At 47.8% G+C, this 15,580-nt stretch carries 21 protein-coding genes and 1 pseudogene; 16 read left to right on the top strand and 6 right to left on the bottom strand.

What is annotated here, in order from left to right:
• Positions 1-60: 60 nt before the first annotated feature.
• The 5 genes and pseudogenes from FYJ73_RS08355 (at position 61) to FYJ73_RS08335 (ending at position 5,519) form a co-directional block, all read left to right on the top strand.
• The gene (locus FYJ73_RS08355) at positions 61-519 is read left to right on the top strand and encodes a hypothetical protein (protein WP_154534260.1); all 459 of its coding nucleotides are present in this window, start codon (positions 61-63) and stop codon (positions 517-519) included.
• Positions 520-544: 25 nt separating this feature from the next.
• Positions 545-1,765 (top strand): conjugative transposon protein TraM, encoded by a 1,221-nt coding sequence (gene traM, locus FYJ73_RS08350; protein WP_154534259.1) that lies wholly within the window; start codon positions 545-547, stop codon positions 1,763-1,765.
• The gene (gene traN, locus FYJ73_RS08345) at positions 1,762-2,715 is read left to right on the top strand and encodes a conjugative transposon protein TraN (protein ID WP_235899290.1); all 954 of its coding nucleotides are present in this window, start codon (positions 1,762-1,764) and stop codon (positions 2,713-2,715) included. Before traM ends, traN begins: the two co-directional genes overlap by 4 nt.
• 188 nt (positions 2,716-2,903) lie before the next feature.
• Positions 2,904-5,226, top strand: a pseudogene (locus tag FYJ73_RS08340) (type IV secretory system conjugative DNA transfer family protein).
• Between the two features lie 38 nt (positions 5,227-5,264).
• Complete coding sequence (locus tag FYJ73_RS08335) at positions 5,265-5,519, top strand: ComEA family DNA-binding protein (protein ID WP_154534258.1); 255 nt, start codon at positions 5,265-5,267, stop codon at positions 5,517-5,519.
• A 137-nt stretch (positions 5,520-5,656) separates the two neighbouring features.
• Here the strand turns inward: FYJ73_RS08335 and FYJ73_RS08325 are convergent, their stop codons facing one another.
• Positions 5,657-6,463, bottom strand: a complete 807-nt coding sequence (locus tag FYJ73_RS08325) for a hypothetical protein (protein WP_154534257.1) — start codon at positions 6,461-6,463, stop codon at positions 5,657-5,659.
• A 31-nt stretch (positions 6,464-6,494) separates the two neighbouring features.
• On the bottom strand, positions 6,495-6,620 hold the full coding sequence (locus FYJ73_RS16140) for a hypothetical protein (protein WP_262885122.1): 126 nt from the start codon (positions 6,618-6,620) through the stop codon (positions 6,495-6,497).
• 473 nt (positions 6,621-7,093) lie between these two features.
• Here FYJ73_RS16140 and FYJ73_RS08320 point away from each other — a divergent pair, with 473 nt between their 5' ends.
• Positions 7,094-7,522 carry an Hsp20/alpha crystallin family protein gene (locus FYJ73_RS08320; RefSeq protein WP_154534256.1) on the top strand — a complete coding sequence of 143 codons (429 nt, stop codon included), beginning with the start codon at positions 7,094-7,096 and terminating at the stop codon, positions 7,520-7,522.
• Positions 7,523-7,664: 142 nt separating this feature from the next.
• Here the strand turns inward: FYJ73_RS08320 and FYJ73_RS08315 are convergent, their stop codons facing one another.
• Positions 7,665-8,159 carry a GNAT family N-acetyltransferase gene (locus FYJ73_RS08315; RefSeq protein ID WP_154534255.1) on the bottom strand — a complete coding sequence of 165 codons (495 nt, stop codon included), beginning with the start codon at positions 8,157-8,159 and terminating at the stop codon, positions 7,665-7,667.
• 1 nt (position 8,160) lies between these two features.
• Positions 8,161-8,400 carry a hypothetical protein gene (locus tag FYJ73_RS08310; protein ID WP_154534254.1) on the bottom strand — a complete coding sequence of 80 codons (240 nt, stop codon included), beginning with the start codon at positions 8,398-8,400 and terminating at the stop codon, positions 8,161-8,163.
• Positions 8,401-8,490: 90 nt separating this feature from the next.
• On the opposite strand from FYJ73_RS08310, the gene FYJ73_RS08305 reads away from it, so the two are divergent.
• From FYJ73_RS08305 to FYJ73_RS08285, 5 genes are all read left to right on the top strand, one after another.
• The gene (locus FYJ73_RS08305; RefSeq protein ID WP_154534253.1) at positions 8,491-8,796 is read left to right on the top strand and encodes a GNAT family N-acetyltransferase; all 306 of its coding nucleotides are present in this window, start codon (positions 8,491-8,493) and stop codon (positions 8,794-8,796) included.
• On the top strand, positions 8,793-9,173 hold the full coding sequence (locus FYJ73_RS08300) for a VOC family protein (RefSeq protein ID WP_154534281.1): 381 nt from the start codon (positions 8,793-8,795) through the stop codon (positions 9,171-9,173). Before FYJ73_RS08305 ends, FYJ73_RS08300 begins: the two co-directional genes overlap by 4 nt.
• A 124-nt stretch (positions 9,174-9,297) precedes the next feature.
• On the top strand, positions 9,298-10,215 hold the full coding sequence (locus FYJ73_RS08295; protein WP_154534252.1) for a putative 2-dehydropantoate 2-reductase: 918 nt from the start codon (positions 9,298-9,300) through the stop codon (positions 10,213-10,215).
• An 89-nt stretch (positions 10,216-10,304) separates the two neighbouring features.
• Positions 10,305-10,817: a nitroreductase family protein gene (locus FYJ73_RS08290; RefSeq protein WP_235899289.1), complete on the top strand. Its 513-nt coding sequence runs from the start codon at positions 10,305-10,307 to the stop codon at positions 10,815-10,817.
• Positions 10,818-10,827: 10 nt separating this feature from the next.
• Complete coding sequence (locus FYJ73_RS08285; protein ID WP_154534250.1) at positions 10,828-11,244, top strand: ribonuclease H family protein; 417 nt, start codon at positions 10,828-10,830, stop codon at positions 11,242-11,244.
• Position 11,245: 1 nt separating this feature from the next.
• Here the strand turns inward: FYJ73_RS08285 and FYJ73_RS08280 are convergent, their stop codons facing one another.
• A complete protein-coding gene (locus tag FYJ73_RS08280) occupies positions 11,246-12,082 on the bottom strand; it encodes a serine hydrolase (RefSeq protein WP_206081737.1) in 837 nt (278 codons plus the stop codon).
• Positions 12,083-12,116: 34 nt separating this feature from the next.
• Complete coding sequence (locus tag FYJ73_RS08275; protein ID WP_154534248.1) at positions 12,117-12,608, bottom strand: GAF domain-containing protein; 492 nt, start codon at positions 12,606-12,608, stop codon at positions 12,117-12,119.
• Here FYJ73_RS08275 and FYJ73_RS08270 point away from each other — a divergent pair.
• The 5 genes from FYJ73_RS08270 to FYJ73_RS08250 all read left to right on the top strand — a co-directional run bounded on the left by FYJ73_RS08270 (position 12,601) and on the right by FYJ73_RS08250 (position 15,576).
• Positions 12,601-13,755, top strand: a complete 1,155-nt coding sequence (locus FYJ73_RS08270) for an IS110 family RNA-guided transposase (protein ID WP_336509590.1) — start codon at positions 12,601-12,603, stop codon at positions 13,753-13,755. The genes FYJ73_RS08275 and FYJ73_RS08270 overlap by 8 nt on opposite strands.
• A 348-nt stretch (positions 13,756-14,103) precedes the next feature.
• Positions 14,104-14,319 carry a glycine zipper domain-containing protein gene (locus FYJ73_RS08265; protein ID WP_206081736.1) on the top strand — a complete coding sequence of 72 codons (216 nt, stop codon included), beginning with the start codon at positions 14,104-14,106 and terminating at the stop codon, positions 14,317-14,319.
• Position 14,320: 1 nt separating this feature from the next.
• Positions 14,321-14,581 carry a hypothetical protein gene (locus tag FYJ73_RS08260; protein ID WP_154534246.1) on the top strand — a complete coding sequence of 87 codons (261 nt, stop codon included), beginning with the start codon at positions 14,321-14,323 and terminating at the stop codon, positions 14,579-14,581.
• Between the two features lie 7 nt (positions 14,582-14,588).
• The gene (locus FYJ73_RS08255; RefSeq protein ID WP_154534245.1) at positions 14,589-15,338 is read left to right on the top strand and encodes a DNA alkylation repair protein; all 750 of its coding nucleotides are present in this window, start codon (positions 14,589-14,591) and stop codon (positions 15,336-15,338) included.
• 7 nt (positions 15,339-15,345) lie between these two features.
• On the top strand, positions 15,346-15,576 hold the full coding sequence (locus FYJ73_RS08250; RefSeq protein WP_154534244.1) for a hypothetical protein: 231 nt from the start codon (positions 15,346-15,348) through the stop codon (positions 15,574-15,576).
• Positions 15,577-15,580 lie beyond the last annotated feature (4 nt).

The raw sequence follows: 15,580 nt of genomic DNA, 5'->3' as shown, positions 1-15,580 counted from the left end.
TACTCACCATCTAAAAGGGAGTAGATCGGTACAATTAAATAAAAAATAATTTTATGTACCATGAAGATTTTTAAACGCACCAAAGCAAAGAAAGACGCCAAGATAGCGGAAGGCATCAAGTCACTGACCGACAAGTTCAAGCTCAAGGACAAGATAGCCAAAGCCAACCAATGGGCAGACAAGCACAAGAAGAGAGTGTCCGTCATCACCATCAGTATGCTCATGCTCTCACTGATTGTCGGCACATGGCTCACCCTTACCTCCACCTACAACGAGTCCGACATGATGACCGGTCTGTCTGACGTGAAGCCCGCCTTCGACGGCATCCGCCGCATCCAGCGTCTGAAGTCCATGCAGGTGGACCAGACCGTAGAACTCACCAACAAAGGCCAACAGCTCAAGCACGATCTCGACTCCCTCGTCCGTCTGCCCGTCAAGAGCCATAAGGACTCCGTGGACATCATGGTGAAGTACCGCCAGCTCGAACTCGTGGTAAAATACCTCGACAATAAGCAATAAACCAATCACAATAAAAAAGTATGATATGAACTTACAGAAACTCAAGCGTCTGAACCTCAGACAACCCAAGTATATTTTCCCTCTAGTTATTTTCCTGCCCCTGTTGGGGCTCATCTACTTCGGCATGGAGACCTTCAAGGGCAACGGCAAGACCACCGGGAACGTGGTCACCGACTCCATCAACATGAGCATCCCCGATGCCCGTGGTGAGGGCATGGACAACAAGATGACGGCGATGAACAAGCACTTTGCCGAGGACGGAGCCTTTACCGCCGTCGACGGCATCGGCGACGAGTACGAGCAGAAGGACACCACCGGCAGCGGCTACAACGACGAAGAGCGGCAGCGCATCGATGCCGTCAATGCCGAACGCCTCCGTCAGCTGAAAGCCGAGGAGGACCTCCGTGAGCGTCAGCGTGCCAACATGAATCGTATCAACGGCTATGGCAGAGGCTATGGAAATGGAGGCTATGGCAACAATGGCAGGAGCCAGCAGGAAGACCTCAACGCCTATGCCCGTGAGCTCGACCGCATCCAGAACCGCAGCATGGAACGCCAGCGGCAGTACCAGGCCGAACAAGAACGTCGTGACAAGGAAGAGGAAGCCGAGGAAAGACGCCAGCGGCAGGAGATGATTGACGCACTCACCGGCAACACCAAGAAGAAAGGCAAAAAAGAAGAGAAGGCCGAGATTGTCGAGAAAGTCAAGGAGGACAACTCCGAGAAGTTCAACACCGTTGCCAGTACCGAGAATGTCGACGAGCCGCTCATCAAGGCGATGATAGACCGCACGACCAAGGCACATGAGGGCACCCGACTCCGCTTCAAGCTCCTCGACGATGTAACAGTAAAAGGCATCCGCCTAAAGAAAGGCTCCTACCTCTACGGCATCGTCACCGGCTTCGGACAGCAGCGTGTCAAGGCGAGCATCACCAGCATCCTTGTCGGCAACAAGTTCATCAAGGTCGACCTCAGCGTCTTCGACAACGACGGCATGGAAGGCTTCTACGTTCCCGAATCCACCTTCCGTGAGATGGTGAAGGACGCAGGCTCCAATGTCGCTGCCCAAAGTGTCCAGTTCGACGTGAACGGTACCGGCAGTCTGTCCCCGGAGATCATCGCCCTGCAGGCCTTGCAAAACATGTATCAGTCCGCCAGCTCCGCCGTATCGAAAAACATCCGCAAGAACAAAGCCAAAATCAAGTACAACACCATTGTCTACCTTATAAACACACAGAACGAATGAAAAAGATTATTATCATGGCACTGATGGCTGTCGCCATCCTGCCAACCTATGCAGAAAGCACCGTTACAACCATTAAAGGTGACGGCCTCACTAAGTGTGAGAAGAAAGAGAAAAACGACACCGTCCGTATCCGCTACATCCACCGTCTCACGGAGGATGACGCCCGCATCTTCGAGCGCAACCTGCAGAAGACGGTCATCTACGTCAATGACCAGGTGACGACACACCTCATCATGCCGGAGAACATCAAGCTCGTGGACATCTCCACAGACAATCTCGTCGGCAACCAGTGCGCCGACAACATCGTCCGTCTGAAACCCAAGGCCACGCTGATGGATAACGAACTCGCGGGAACGGTAACTGTCATCGGTGAGCGTCATATCGCCCAGTTCACCGTCTACTACACGAAAGCCCCGAAGCGTGCCCACTCCGTCTATACCGTCGGACAGGAGAACATCCGCGACTATACCAACCCGGATGTGAGCATGACGCAGGGTGATATGTCGCGTCTCTGCTGGTCCATCTTCATGAGCCGCCGCAAGTGTTTCCGTGTGCATGGCAAACAGTATGGCATCCGTGCGCAGGTGAACAACATCTACACCGTCGGCGACTACTTCTTCATCGACTTCTCGTTGGAGAACAGGAGCAACATCAAGTACGACATTGCCGAGATCCGTCTGAAGCTGATGGACAAGAAAGAGTTGAAAGCTACGAACTCACAGACCATCGAGCTCACGCCCGTCTACATGGTCAACCATGCCGACCACTTCACGAAGTCCTACCGCAATGTCATCGTACTGAAGAAGCTCACCTTCCCCGAAGAGAAGAAACTTCGTCTTGAAATAACTGAGGACCAGATCAGCGGCCGTGTCAGCTATCTCGACATCAACTACCGTGACATCCTCAATGCCGACTCCTTCTCGCCGGATCTGCTGATGAACCTGCATTAAATCTCGCTTTAACATCTTTATCTCTCGCAAAGCCGCAAAGATCGCTAAGGTTCCGCATCCCGAGGAATCATTGCGCCCTTAGCGCCTTTGCGAGGGAAAATCCGTGCTATCAGTACAATCTGTGAGAAATAAATAACCTCCTGTGAGCGATATTCTCTAATTCTCAAATTCTTGATAATCCCCTTGCTATGGAAGAAACCCGTGAACAACAGCAGATGTACAGCATGTTCCGCTCATGCATCTATCTGATACTGATCATAGAGATTGTGATGAACCTGCCCATCACCTCCGACAACCGCATGGTCGCCTTTGTCCTTGAGCTCTTTCACCGCTTCAAGGTCTTCGACTCCGTGTCTGCCTGCAAGGTGATGGAGCTCATCTGTATCACTGTTACCTGCATCGGAACGAGAGCACGCAAGAGTCTGAAGTGGAACCTCAAGACAATGGTGCTCTATCCCGTTCTTGCCGGTGCTACCATGATCGTCATGTGCTTCATCTTCTATGATATGCCACTCAACGGCTCATTCGCCGGTTATTCCCTCAACCGTTGCCTCTATGTCCTCTGCTCCGTTACCGGCACGATGCTTATCCACCAGGGCTTTGATGCCATTGCCAAATACTTGGGCATGAAGATTGGCGACGATAAATGGAACTTTGAAAACGAGAGCTTCGAGCAGAGTCGGAACAAGGAAGAGAACGAGTACAGTGTCAATATCCCTATGGTCTACTACTATAAGAAGCGTCTGAACCACGGATGGATCAACATCATCAACCCCTTCCGTGCCACCATCGTCTTGGGAACGCCCGGCTCTGGAAAGTCCTTCGGTATCATCGCCCCGTTCATCCGGCAACACTCAGCCAAAGGTTTTGCCATGATGGTCTATGATTATAAGTTCCCGGCTTTGGCACGAAACCTCTTCTATCAGTACTGCAAGAACCGTAAGCAGGGCAAGCTGCCCAAGAACTGCGGTTTCCGCATCGTCAACTTCACCGATGTGGAGTACTCCAATCGTGTGAACCCCATCCAGCGGAAGTACATTCCTGACCTTGCGGCAGCCTCCGAGACGGCAGCCACACTGCTTGCCTCTCTGAACAAAGGCGGTGGTGAGAAGAAAGGCGGCTCAGAAGCCTTCTTCCAAAACTCCGCTGAGAACTTCCTTGCCGCCATCATCTACTTCTTCGTCAACTTCCACCCGACAGGCTACAAGAACGGCAAGAAACTGAACCGCTACGTGCTGTGGAATAATAGGAAACTCCGTCTTGTCATCCACAACTGGAGAGACTACAAGGCTTTGGACGAACAAGGTAACGTGGTGCTCGACTTCATCGACTGCAACAGCAACAATGTCTCCACGGACAGTGATGATATGTTTGTTGACTTGGATGGCTTCACTTATCTCAACGGCAACAAGCAGGAGATACGCATCGATCGCTGTTGGTACGAGGACGAGGATGGCAACGAGGTGGAGCCCGACACTATTACGGGCGAGTACAGCGATATGCCCCATGTGCTGAGCTTCTTAGGCCGCAGTTACAGCGAGGTGTTTGATATTCTCATGCAGGACCCTAAGATCATGTCCCTCATGGCACCGTTCCAAAGTGCCTACAAGAACAAGGCCAATGACCAGTTGGAAGGTATGGTGGGTACGCTCCGTGTCAATGCCGCCCGTCTTGTTTCCCCCTGAGGCATATTGGGTGTTCACCGGCGACGACTTCGACCTGAAAATCTCCGACAAGTCCAACCCCAGCTACCTTGTCATCGCCAACGACCCGGAGAAGGAACAGGTCATCGGCTCGCTCAACGCCCTCATCCTCAACCGACTTGTCACGCGTATCAACAGCAAGGGGAACCTGCCCGTGAGTATCATCGTCGATGAGCTGCCCACGCTCTATTTTCACAAGATAGACCGCCTTATCGGTACGGCACGAAGCAACAAGGTGGCTGTCACCCTCGGTTTCCAGGAATTACCTCAGTTGGAGGCCGATTATGGCAAGAACGGCATGCAGAAGATCATCACCACCTGCGGCAATATCTTCATGGGTGCTGCCCGCAACAAAGAAACCCTCGAATGGGCACAGAATGATGTATTCGGCAAGGCTAAGCAGACATCGAAGTCCATCACCATCAACGACTCAAAGGTCAGTACCTCTATCAGTGAGAAGATGGACAACCTCGTCCCTGCCGCCAAGATTGCCGACATGGCCACCGGCTGGCTCGCCGGACAGGCTGCCCGCGACTTTACGCCCACGGAGAAGAAATCCTTTGCAAACATCAACCTTGAGGATAGCCCAGAGTTCAAGACCACGAAGTATTTCTGCAAGACTAATTTCGATATGGGTAAGATACGCCGTGAGGAATCCCACTATGTGGAGCTGCCAAAGATATATGCCTTCAAAAGTCAGCGCGACAAAGAAATCATGCTGAACCGTAACTTCAAGAAAGTCAATGACGAGATTGAGAGCATGATACGGATGCTCCTTCACGGTGCAAAGCCTGAAACAAACAGTTAACCTACAACACAACCTAAAAGTCGTAGACAACAACGCCTATGAAGAGAATCAACATTGAGTATTCAACCTATTACAACTTCGTTGATGGGTTGAGCATTAGCCCAAGTGTGAAGAAGCGCATTCGACAAGCACTGAGTCACGGAGGCTTCTACGACACAACGAATCTGTGCAAGAAAAGCGAGGATGACCTGCGTGCCGTTGAAGGTATCGACGGGAAGATTGCCGATAAGATCAAGTCTCAGATGTTGAATGCGGGGCTGCACTTCAACATGACTGATTTCAGGAGGCCGTGATTCTTATGTGCCGTATCTCATTTACAGCGGACGGGAGAGACGATAGCACCCTCAGCTTTGAGCTCTTTCATAGCCTTGTCCACTATTTGCGGTCAAGGTCTAAGAGTTCTGCTATCTTACCAGCACTGGCATACTTGCTAAGCTTCTCCATGAACATAGAACCATACCAAAAGGCCGGTTGTTAAATCGATGAGCACGTCCGCATAATATCGTCCGCCATCACACACATGGTAAGGTTGCTTTATCAGATTTTTATACCAAGCGTTGGGGCGATCGGGAAAGTAATCCACATTTTGCATCATAGCCACATTAATTAGCAGATGACCGTCCCTACGTCGACCATAATATTGACGTATGTATTCATTGAATGGCAAAGGCCTTCTTGAATAAGGGCTGCTTAACTTGTTGGCAGCCAATGTTTCAAAATGCTTCTTCAATATAGCCTTGGCCCTTAGCATGTCTTTCTTGCTTATCGCAACAAGCGAATCACGTGGATTAGAAGCCTTGACGATGATGTCGCAGGTATCTTTAGGCAAGCCAGTTCTTTTTATTGATTTAAGCTTCATATCCAAGTAATTTCTTTTACGAAAGAGCAGACCTTTGGAGAGCAACTTTCTGCTTTCAAGAATCAGGCTGTCACCCCCGAGATATTTCATTCTCAGTGCCAATGCGTCATTGTTCTTGTCGTACAGCAAAAGCGTATCACCGTGAATGGCATATCGTTCATAATGGTAAATCGTGTCGCCTAACATAGGACTTACCCAAATATCGTTGCTGTAGTCAAGATCTATTTCTGCTATGTTGTACTCATTGCATTGCTCTTTACCGGTATAAATCCATGTACCGATTATGTCGGTCGGTTTGACCGTAGTCTTGTTCTTACATGCCATTAGCGCAAGAGTAAGTAACAGAAATGACAGGACGGAAAGTCTGAAGTGTTTCATAAACTGGTATTTATCAAGTGTCTGTGGTTTATTAATCCGTGAGTTGCGGGTACTTCTCCAAGAGTTTGTTCATCAGCACATCGAGGTTGTCGTCCAAGTCACGCGAGTAGTCAACAGGAACAAACACCTCATGCGCTGGCATCTTCACTCCCAACATGTTCAACGCCTCGTGATAGATGACAGGTTATGTTGTGCACAACATAAGACAAGGAGATGGATGTCACCAAAGGCAAAGGCAAACTTGCCTCCGCGAGCAGTATAGTCGCTGATTTCTTGTTTGAACGTAGTCTTGTCCATTGTCTGTTTCAGATATTTGAGTACAAAGGTACAACTGTTTTGTGAAATTACCGATAGGAATTTGCGTCTTCTGAGAGGCAAAGTAATGGTCGTCAAGCAAAAAAAGAGGAATTAGATAGGCTTTGAAAGGTAATATTGGCAGTAAAATGTAAAAATTTTAAGCATTACTGCCAATGATGGCGCGATTTGCCATCTTTGGCCTTTGGGCACGCATATTGCACTGAGGGTTAGAGAAGTTCGGACGTCGGACGAGGGCAACGAAAAGAGCCTGAGGACGATGGAAGAGCTCCAAGAGAAACAAAGAATTAATTGACAATTAGGAGGTATTGACTTATGTTGTATCCAGTTTTAAGAGACATGAACAATTGGCTTGACAATGATTTCGACGATATGTTGAACACGAGTTGGATGGCGCGCATGAATGTCACAGCACCTGCTATCAATGTCAAGGAAAATGACAAGGCTTACGAAGTCGAGCTCGCAGCCCCTGGCACCACCAAGGATGACTTCAAGGTGAACGTTGACAAGGACGGTTGCCTGACCATCAAGTTGGAGCACAAGGACGAGAAGAAAGACGAGAACAAGAAGGAGCACTACTTGCGCCGCGAGTTCTCATACAGCAATTACGAGCAGGCTCTGACGCTGCCTGATGACGTTGAGAAAGACAAGATCGAAGCAAAGGTTGATAACGGTGTGCTTCATGTAACGCTTCCTCGTACGCCGAAGGCTGAGAAAGAGACTAAGAAGATTGAGGTTGCATAACCGACAAGCTTCACTGCTCAGTGGCATAGGGACTGTCCTCTTTTAGTAGGGGTCAGCCCCTTTTTTCATTGTCGATTCAATATAAACCTCCTAGCCGGTGTGGTCAGTGTGAAGCTGACTGCACCGGCGTTTTTGTTTCATTCTATAGAAGTTTTTGGTAGGCCAGCCTCTCGTCACCGTCAAGCAGATGGATAATGCCACAGTAATGGAAGCCGTACTTTACAAGGCAATGTTGCATGGGCTTGTTATCCCTGTGAGTATCAATTCGAATATTGTCTGTGATGCTGAAGCAATAGTCAAGGATGTCTTTCATCACACCATGATAATCAGGAAGACTGGCAACACGATGGATGACATAGTATGGCTTGGCGGTATCTTTCCACGCACCATCATAAATCTTAGCGTAGGTTACGTCCGGCCCGGGAATGAAAGCAAAGGTGGCGATAGCCTTGTCTCTATCCATCAACAGATAGCTATGACCATCCTCAATGTCCTTCTGCAGTTGAGCAGTAGAAGGATGATTCTTTCCCCATTGGTTTGGGTTGCCGCTCTCGCGCATGATCTTCCTTCCGCTTTCAATCAGTTTGAGCACGACCGGCAGATCTGTAGCAATGGCTTTTCTGACTAAGCGTTTCATATCATTGAAGTAATTGAGGGTACTTTTCCAACAGCTTGTCCTGAAGGTTGGCCAGGTTGTCGAACAGATTGATCTGATAATCAACTGGCATGAAAACATCATATTGAGACATGTTCACACGGATAACATCTGAATCTTCTTGGTAGACAACAGGAAGACGATGATCCCCATAGGCGAAGCTTATAACTCCACCATTCCTCTTGTATTCTTTTATCTCATTGATGAAACTCTGCTTGCTCATTGCTTCTCAAATTTCTCATTGCAAATTTACTGCAAATATCTGAGGAGTGAGAATAACTTTTCGTATTTTTGCAAAAAAAATATGACGCTTATGGAAACTAAGATTGTAGCAGACAACACGAAAGGCCAAGTCCTTGCCTATGACGGAGAAGAGCAGGTCGGCCTGTTAGACTTTACGTTCAAGGGACAAGTGATGTTCATTAATCACACTGAGGCTTTCAAGAAGGGTATGGGCATCGGAGCATTGCTTGTCGAAGCTGCCAACGAGTATGCCATCAACCATAAGTTGAAGGTCCTTCCAATATGCTCATACGCTTTTACTTGGTATCAGCGTCATCCTCAGTACAAGGATATTCTTGACGAGCATGCGGGGGAAGGCGTAAGTTGCCAGCTATGAAACTCAAAGCTATAGACCATTTCGTCATCACGACGTCAAACCTTCAGAAGTGTCTTGACTTCTATGTTGGCCTGCTCGGCATGGAACATCGTGAGACTAATGGGCATCATAACCTGTATTTCCCCGGTGGAAAGATTTCTATCCATACACGTAAGGGCGAGTTTCACCCGGCCGCCATTCATCCTGAATACGGTTCGCAAGATTTCTGCCTAATTGTAGATGGAGATCTGCAGCCAGTCAAGGCTGAACTGGAGACCAAGCACGCTCCCATCATAAGCGAAATTGACGAACGGCATGGATCAAAGGGCGTTATGCTGAGTCTCTATCTTCGAGATCCCGATGGCAATCTTGTAGAACTTAGCAGCTACTGCAAGTGAAAATCGAGGTATAATCTGACTATCAAGACTCTTCAACAAAACATAAAAAGACGTCTGAGAGAAACATTCGTCTCAGATTATTTCTTAACTTTGCAAAGGAAAAAGATCAAATAAGAAATCAGATATGAGGTTTGGAATTATAGGTTCAGGTGCCATCGGTGCCTATTACGGAGCAAAGTTGGCAAAGTCAGGCGAAGACGTGCATTTCTTGTTCCACAGTGACTATGATTATGTATGTGAGCACGGACTTCAGGTGAACTCCGTCAACGGAAGTTTTCATCTTGACTCCGTTCAGGCTTATCACAATGCCCAGGATATGCCTAAGTGCGACGTTGTCATCGTAGCCCTAAAATCGACGAATGAGCATCTACTGAAAACACTGTTGTCACCTTTATTAAAAGAGGACACATGGGTGCTGCTCATACAGAATGGCATCGGCCTGGAAGAGGATTTTGTCAAGACATTCCCTCATACGGGCGTGCTGGCGGGGTTGGCATTTATTTGCAGTACGAAAACAAAACCCGGAGTGGTTGACCATACGGACCTTGGCCGTCTGAATATCGGCAATTACAATTGTAAGGATGACGACCGCCTTCACCAGCTTGCTGATGTTATGAACCATGCAGGCATCGATGCTTCACTTGTTGACCATGACACAGCCCGATGGCAGAAAGCAGTATGGAACATGTGCTTCAACGGCCTCACCGTCGCTCTCAATACACAGGTTGACAAGTTGCTTGACTGTGAGGCTACTGACACGTTGTGCCGCGATTTGATGATGGAAGTCATCGAGGGAGCCCGTGCGTGTGGCGTTGCAGGTCTGAATGAAGATTATGCAGACCGGATGCTGAATATGACACGTAAGATGAGACCTTATTCACCAAGCATGAAGGTCGACTACGACCATCGTCGCCCCATGGAGATCTATTATCTCTACAGCCGTCCCATCGCCGAAGCACAGGCACACGGCTATGAGATGAGACGGATGAGAATGCTCGAGGAACAACTGCTTTTTATTCAGCAGAGCTATATTAACGAATAGCAATGAGCACAGCATCTTGCCCTCATATCTGATGGATAATGCCAGATAAAATAAGAATTATGCATGCAAAAGAAGTAATAGAAAACATCATGACACGCACTAGCGTGAGGAGCTATGAGAACAGGCCTGTGGAGAAGGAGAAGATCATTACTCTGCTCAAGGCGGGTATGGCTGCTCCATCGGCCGTTGACCGTCGCCCGTGGTATTTCTATGTCGTAACTGACCGGCAGAAGCTTGCAGCTATCAAGACTGCTACGCCCAATGCTGCTATGGCTGCCAAGGCACCACTGGCTATCATCGTCTGCGGTGATATGAACAAAGCATTGACCGGCAATGACCACGAGCTATGGGCGCAGGATGCATCTGCCGCAACGGAGAACATCCTTCTTGCCGCACATGCCTTAGGGCTCGGTGCCGTGTGGACAGCCACCTACCCTGTGGAGGAGCGTGTTGAAGCCATCACCCGATTATTCGACATACCGCAGCATCTAATTCCCTTCAATACAATCGTTATCGGTTATCCGAAGACTGAAGGCCATCCGAAGGACAAATGGAACGAAAGCGATGTCAATTGGGACAACTACGAAGATACAAATAAGTGATTGAACAACCATGACGTTCAACCCAACTACATACTACGTTTGGTTAGGTGCTAGCTGCGACTATGCCCATAAAGAGCGGGTAAGTAGCGGTGCCTATCGTGCCGAACTTGATGGTAAGGTTATCGACAGTTTTATCTGTTCCGACGATCATACCACCGAGTTCCGCATGCTGCTTACTGCCATGATCCATGCCATGGAGACTTTACCGGAATCCTCCGATATCGTCTTCATGACAAACGTATCTTATCTTCAGAATTTCAACAGGGAACCTACGCCCGATACTGCCAATGCAGACTTAATCAGCCGTTGCCGTGAACTTATCCCAAGACATACCTCTGTATCGGTGAAGATCGTTCCCTATCACAAGTATCCGGTTCTTTCAGAACTCCATCAGCTGACGCATCAAGCGATGGAAGAGTATAGATGAATTACTTCGTATCATGAGTTAATGCCATGTATTGGAGGTGCTGAGAGATCTCTGCTATAATATGATCAGACGAAGCACCCTTGACGAATACACATATAGGCAGTTTGCTCCCATCGCTGAGTAAGTATATTCCTGCATCACCAATATCTGCTGTTCCATCGTTATGGGTATATCCCGAACCGGTTTTGTGCAATAGCATCGCTCCTTCATGTTTTGCTGCGGGCAATCTTTCCATACCCGTCTTACATTTCATCATCGTTTCCCAAATGAACTGAAGAATCGGCGTGTCTGAATGGTGACTTGAGAGCCACTGCAACAATAAGGTCATATCTTTGGGAGTAGTCTTGTTGTGTCTACAGCACGAATGATCCTCACGCATTTGCCTTTCCGTCTTTCGGATATGAATCCTCTTAAATCCCAGGCTCCGGACGTATGCTTCTACTGTTTTCGGATCACCACATCGCTTGAAAAGAACATCACACGCGTTATTGTCGCTGAGCATGAGGGAGTAGCTGAGAAGTTCTGCATAAGTGAACGACTTGGATGTTTGTATGTCTCCTAACTTGGGCGACCAGGTGCCATCTATCAATTCCTCTTTGGTAACTTTGACGGAGTCAGAAAGACGAATATTGTGTTTCTTCATCCAGTCAGCTACAAACAAAGCCTGAGGAAACTTCATGACACTGTTCATCGGAAAATACTTATTCTCATGAATGCCATAGAATTGTCCGTCCTTTATCAAGCAAGCGCCATAACAATTTCGCGCTGATGTAGACAAAGAAAGAAAAATGAACGCCATAAGAAGAAAAAATATGGTCAGAGGCGATCTATCCATCATTTTCCTAAACATTTGTATTCTGATTCTATTTACTTCAGCCATTGTAAGTGCAGTTAAACAAATCACTTATGATCTCGGCAATTTTCTCCAGTCCCTCCTTGTCTTCCTCACTGAATGTGTTCAGACCGGTACTGTCAACATCCAGCACGGCCACGATATCGTCATTCTTTCGTATCGGAACGACTATCTCTGATCTGGATTTTGATGAACAAGCGATGTGACCGGGGAATTGCTCAACATCGGGTACAACAACCGTCTTCGCCTTTTCCCATGCCGTTCCACATACGCCCTTGCCCTTACTGATAGTGTAGCAGGCAACCGGACCTTGGAACGGACCGAGCTCCAGTTGACCGTTTCTCACGATATAGAAGCCAACCCAGAAGAAATAAGGCAACGTATCATGGAGCAAGGCTGCGACATTGGCCAGTGCACCGACATGATTGTCAATGCCATCTATCAGAGACTTGACTTGTGGAATTAACTCTGAATAGAGTTGCTCCTTCTGTATAATATTCGGGGTGCTCATACTTTCACACTATTTTTTCGACAAAGATAGTGTATATCTTTGTATTTTGAGCGAGGATGGCGAATTAATCGAGAAAGTTTTCGGAGTTTTAACATTTCAACTGCATCAGATGCGTGATTTGTTGCTCGCCCATCATGTGGAGGAAGTGTCCATGGAGAGTACGAGCGTCTACTGGATTCCCATTTGGCGAATTCTTGCACCCCATTTTCACCTGCAGCTCGTCAACCCTTATTTCATCAAACAGCTGCCCGGACACAAAAGCGATGTTGCTGACGCGCAATGGATTGCCGAGTGCACGATGAAAAATCTTATCAGTAGCAGTTTCGTGCCACCTGAGGATATACAGCAACTCCGCCAGTACGACAGACGTATCTTCGACCTTGACGAGGAAATCGTCCGCAAGTTGTCCAAACTTGATGCCGTGATGCAGCGATGCAATATCCGACTGAGCAATTATGTGTCCAACGTGGACAGTAAGAGCTACAAGGACGTGGTGCGGAAAATATCCGAGGGTGTGACAGACCCGGAGATTCTGATAGAGGAAATTCACGGACGCATCATCAAACATCACGGCAGGGAAACAATACTGGCCTCGCTGACCGGTGTCATATCACAAGCGGAGATAGACGTGCTCAGGCAGTTGCGTGAGGAGCTTGACCTGGCCGAGGAACACAAGCAGGAGTGCCTTGAGAGAATGTTGGAGATATGTCAGGAGAAATATCCTGACGAGTTGAGACGGTTGCAGACCATACCAGGAGTAAAGGAGCGTACGGCCACATCATTGATCGCAGAGATCGGAACGGACATGAGCAAGTTCGAAACGGCCAACCACCTTGCAGCTTGGAGTGGGCTGAGACCGAGAAACGACGAGTCCAACAGGAAGTTCAAGTCACGTCGCATAACTCACGGCAATGTCTATTTGCGTAAGAACATCATTCAGTGCGCATGGGCTGCAAGCAGGACAAAGAACTGTTTTTTCAGCAGATTCTCCTACCACCAGACACAAGTCAGAAAGAAAAACAAAATGAAGGTCATTGTGGCCGTGGCAAGAAAGTTGTTAGTTGCCGCATGGCATGTAATCCACGACAAGACGGATTACGTAGACTTCCAAAAACAAGATCGTCAATCGCCCGCTTCAAACGGGTGACAACGATATACCACTCATGGAAAGGCTATTATCTTTGTGATGGTTCTGACCTCGCTGGCAAATTAACTTATCCCACGGGTGGCCATGGAAGCCAGTTTGAGCCTTGAGCTCGAAGAGGAAAGTATGATAATCCCCTACACCCGCGTAAACGTGGGTGTAGGATGTTATGTGCCATTTTAAGAAATACTTGACCAAAATCCTTTGTTTTAGTTACTCCTACCCGGAAATCTATTAGGTTTTATAGAGGAAAGATACAAAAATCTATTGGATGACACGGATTTGTCAAAAGAAATAATTAAATTTGTAGGCAAATAATATTAAGGTATCTTCATCTAATAGACAGCTAATATGAAAGAAGGAAAGAAACACAAAGCAATGAGCCTGGCCACAGGCATCTCCTTAGGTGCAATGTTCGGTGCAGCCGTTGCTGCTATAGCTAAGTGGGATATAGCCTTAGGTATATCAATAGGAATGCTTTTTGGTATTGCCTTCGGAGAAATTGCTCCGGAACGCAAAGATAAGTCATCAGATGAAGATGTCAAAAGAGACTTAGGAAGCAAGTAACATGGTCAACGAAGCATTACAGACAGCACTCAAGGCATTACAGGGACAAATTACGATTGCCGAAAACGCTTTGAAACTCTATAGTTCCAAACTTGATGCCTTGGAGAAAGCTGGTAAGAAGGGTTCTGCTGAATATCAGCAAACGGCTGACCGTACTAACTCTCTCCAGGCTCTCATAGACCATTATCGTTCCATCTATGATGAGCGTAAGGAGTTGTTGGATACGCCGAAGATTGAAAAGCGGAAGAGAACAAAGCACTGAATAAGCTATGACAGTAGAATCAATCCTTTCTGAGCTCGAGGCGTATGCCAATCCTGTAAGAAAGGAGCATAATGCTTCTTTCTTTAAGTCCGGGAAGGGCGAGTATGCCGAGGGCGACCAGTTCGTCGGCGTCTCCGTTCCCGATGTCCGCAAAGTAGTAGCCAATCACAAGGATACTTCACTTGAGGACATCGACGGTCTGCTGCAGTCACCCTTTCATGAGGTTCGCCTTGCCGGAATCTTCATCCTCGTCGGACAGATGGAGCAGACCGAGAAACGTTCATGGAGTAAGACCCATTCACCGGAGGAAACAGAAGAAACAAGGCGGAAGATCTATGAGTTCTATCTGAACCATACGTCTTCTGTCAACAACTGGGACTTGGTAGATAGCTCCGCCCTATATATTGTCGGATCCTACCTGTCAGACAAAGACCGGCAGCCGCTCTATCAACTCGCTCACAGCAAGAATCTATGGGAGCAGCGTATAGCCATCGTTTCCACCTATGCCTTCATCCGCAATGGAGATACTGCCGATACATACGCTATTGCCTCTATCCTACTCCATCATCCTCACGACCTCATTCATAAAGCCGTAGGCTGGATGTTACGGGAAGCTGGGAAACGTGACCTTGCCGGTCTTACTTTCTTCCTCGACCAGCATGCTGCTGAGATGCCGCGTACCATGCTCCGCTACAGTCTTGAGAAATTATCGGCTGACAAGCGGAAGCATTACATGAAATTGAGACAGAAATCATAATAAGAGCATGAATTACGAGGATGTCTGGCAACTTCAAGACGAGATAACTGCTGCTGTCAATGCATTGGGATATAGTATTTGGAATCTCCACTTTGACCGACTTTCTTTTGCCTTTCGCTTGGAACTCAACGAAAAAGTGGAAGAAGAGAAACTATCCGTTCTCCTCTCCCACTTACCTATGTCAGCCGATTATGAGGGTGAAGGCTCACATGGCTCTGCCTTTACGCTCTATGCGTAGCTTA

This window comes from Hallella mizrahii (genome assembly GCF_009695775.1).
Classification (GTDB): Bacteria; Bacteroidota; Bacteroidia; order Bacteroidales; family Bacteroidaceae; genus Prevotella; species Prevotella mizrahii.
The sequence above is the reverse complement of the archived record's forward strand: the minus strand, read 5'-3'. Positions and strand labels throughout refer to the sequence as shown.

Coding starts and splice junctions, on each gene's coding strand:
- FYJ73_RS08315 (WP_154534255.1), bottom strand. CDS start 8,159: ATGAAACGCTTAGTCAGAAAAGCCATTGCTACAGATCTGCCGGTCGTG.
- FYJ73_RS08255 (WP_154534245.1), top strand. CDS start 14,589: ATGACAGTAGAATCAATCCTTTCTGAGCTCGAGGCGTATGCCAATCCT.
- FYJ73_RS08355 (WP_154534260.1), top strand. CDS start 61: ATGAAGATTTTTAAACGCACCAAAGCAAAGAAAGACGCCAAGATAGCG.
- traM (WP_154534259.1), top strand. CDS start 545: ATGAACTTACAGAAACTCAAGCGTCTGAACCTCAGACAACCCAAGTAT.
- FYJ73_RS08300 (WP_154534281.1), top strand. CDS start 8,793: ATGAAACTCAAAGCTATAGACCATTTCGTCATCACGACGTCAAACCTT.
- FYJ73_RS08265 (WP_206081736.1), top strand. CDS start 14,104: ATGAAAGAAGGAAAGAAACACAAAGCAATGAGCCTGGCCACAGGCATC.
- traN (WP_235899290.1), top strand. CDS start 1,762: ATGAAAAAGATTATTATCATGGCACTGATGGCTGTCGCCATCCTGCCA.
- FYJ73_RS08335 (WP_154534258.1), top strand. CDS start 5,265: ATGAAGAGAATCAACATTGAGTATTCAACCTATTACAACTTCGTTGAT.
- FYJ73_RS08325 (WP_154534257.1), bottom strand. CDS start 6,463: ATGAAACACTTCAGACTTTCCGTCCTGTCATTTCTGTTACTTACTCTT.
- FYJ73_RS08290 (WP_235899289.1), top strand. CDS start 10,305: ATGACACGCACTAGCGTGAGGAGCTATGAGAACAGGCCTGTGGAGAAG.
- FYJ73_RS08275 (WP_154534248.1), bottom strand. CDS start 12,608: ATGAGCACCCCGAATATTATACAGAAGGAGCAACTCTATTCAGAGTTA.
- FYJ73_RS08285 (WP_154534250.1), top strand. CDS start 10,828: ATGACGTTCAACCCAACTACATACTACGTTTGGTTAGGTGCTAGCTGC.
- FYJ73_RS08295 (WP_154534252.1), top strand. CDS start 9,298: ATGAGGTTTGGAATTATAGGTTCAGGTGCCATCGGTGCCTATTACGGA.
- FYJ73_RS16140 (WP_262885122.1), bottom strand. CDS start 6,620: ATGTTGGGAGTGAAGATGCCAGCGCATGAGGTGTTTGTTCCTGTTGAC.
- FYJ73_RS08260 (WP_154534246.1), top strand. CDS start 14,321: ATGGTCAACGAAGCATTACAGACAGCACTCAAGGCATTACAGGGACAA.
- FYJ73_RS08250 (WP_154534244.1), top strand. CDS start 15,346: ATGAATTACGAGGATGTCTGGCAACTTCAAGACGAGATAACTGCTGCT.
- FYJ73_RS08280 (WP_206081737.1), bottom strand. CDS start 12,082: ATGATGGATAGATCGCCTCTGACCATATTTTTTCTTCTTATGGCGTTC.
- FYJ73_RS08310 (WP_154534254.1), bottom strand. CDS start 8,400: ATGAGCAAGCAGAGTTTCATCAATGAGATAAAAGAATACAAGAGGAAT.
- FYJ73_RS08320 (WP_154534256.1), top strand. CDS start 7,094: ATGTTGTATCCAGTTTTAAGAGACATGAACAATTGGCTTGACAATGAT.
- FYJ73_RS08305 (WP_154534253.1), top strand. CDS start 8,491: ATGGAAACTAAGATTGTAGCAGACAACACGAAAGGCCAAGTCCTTGCC.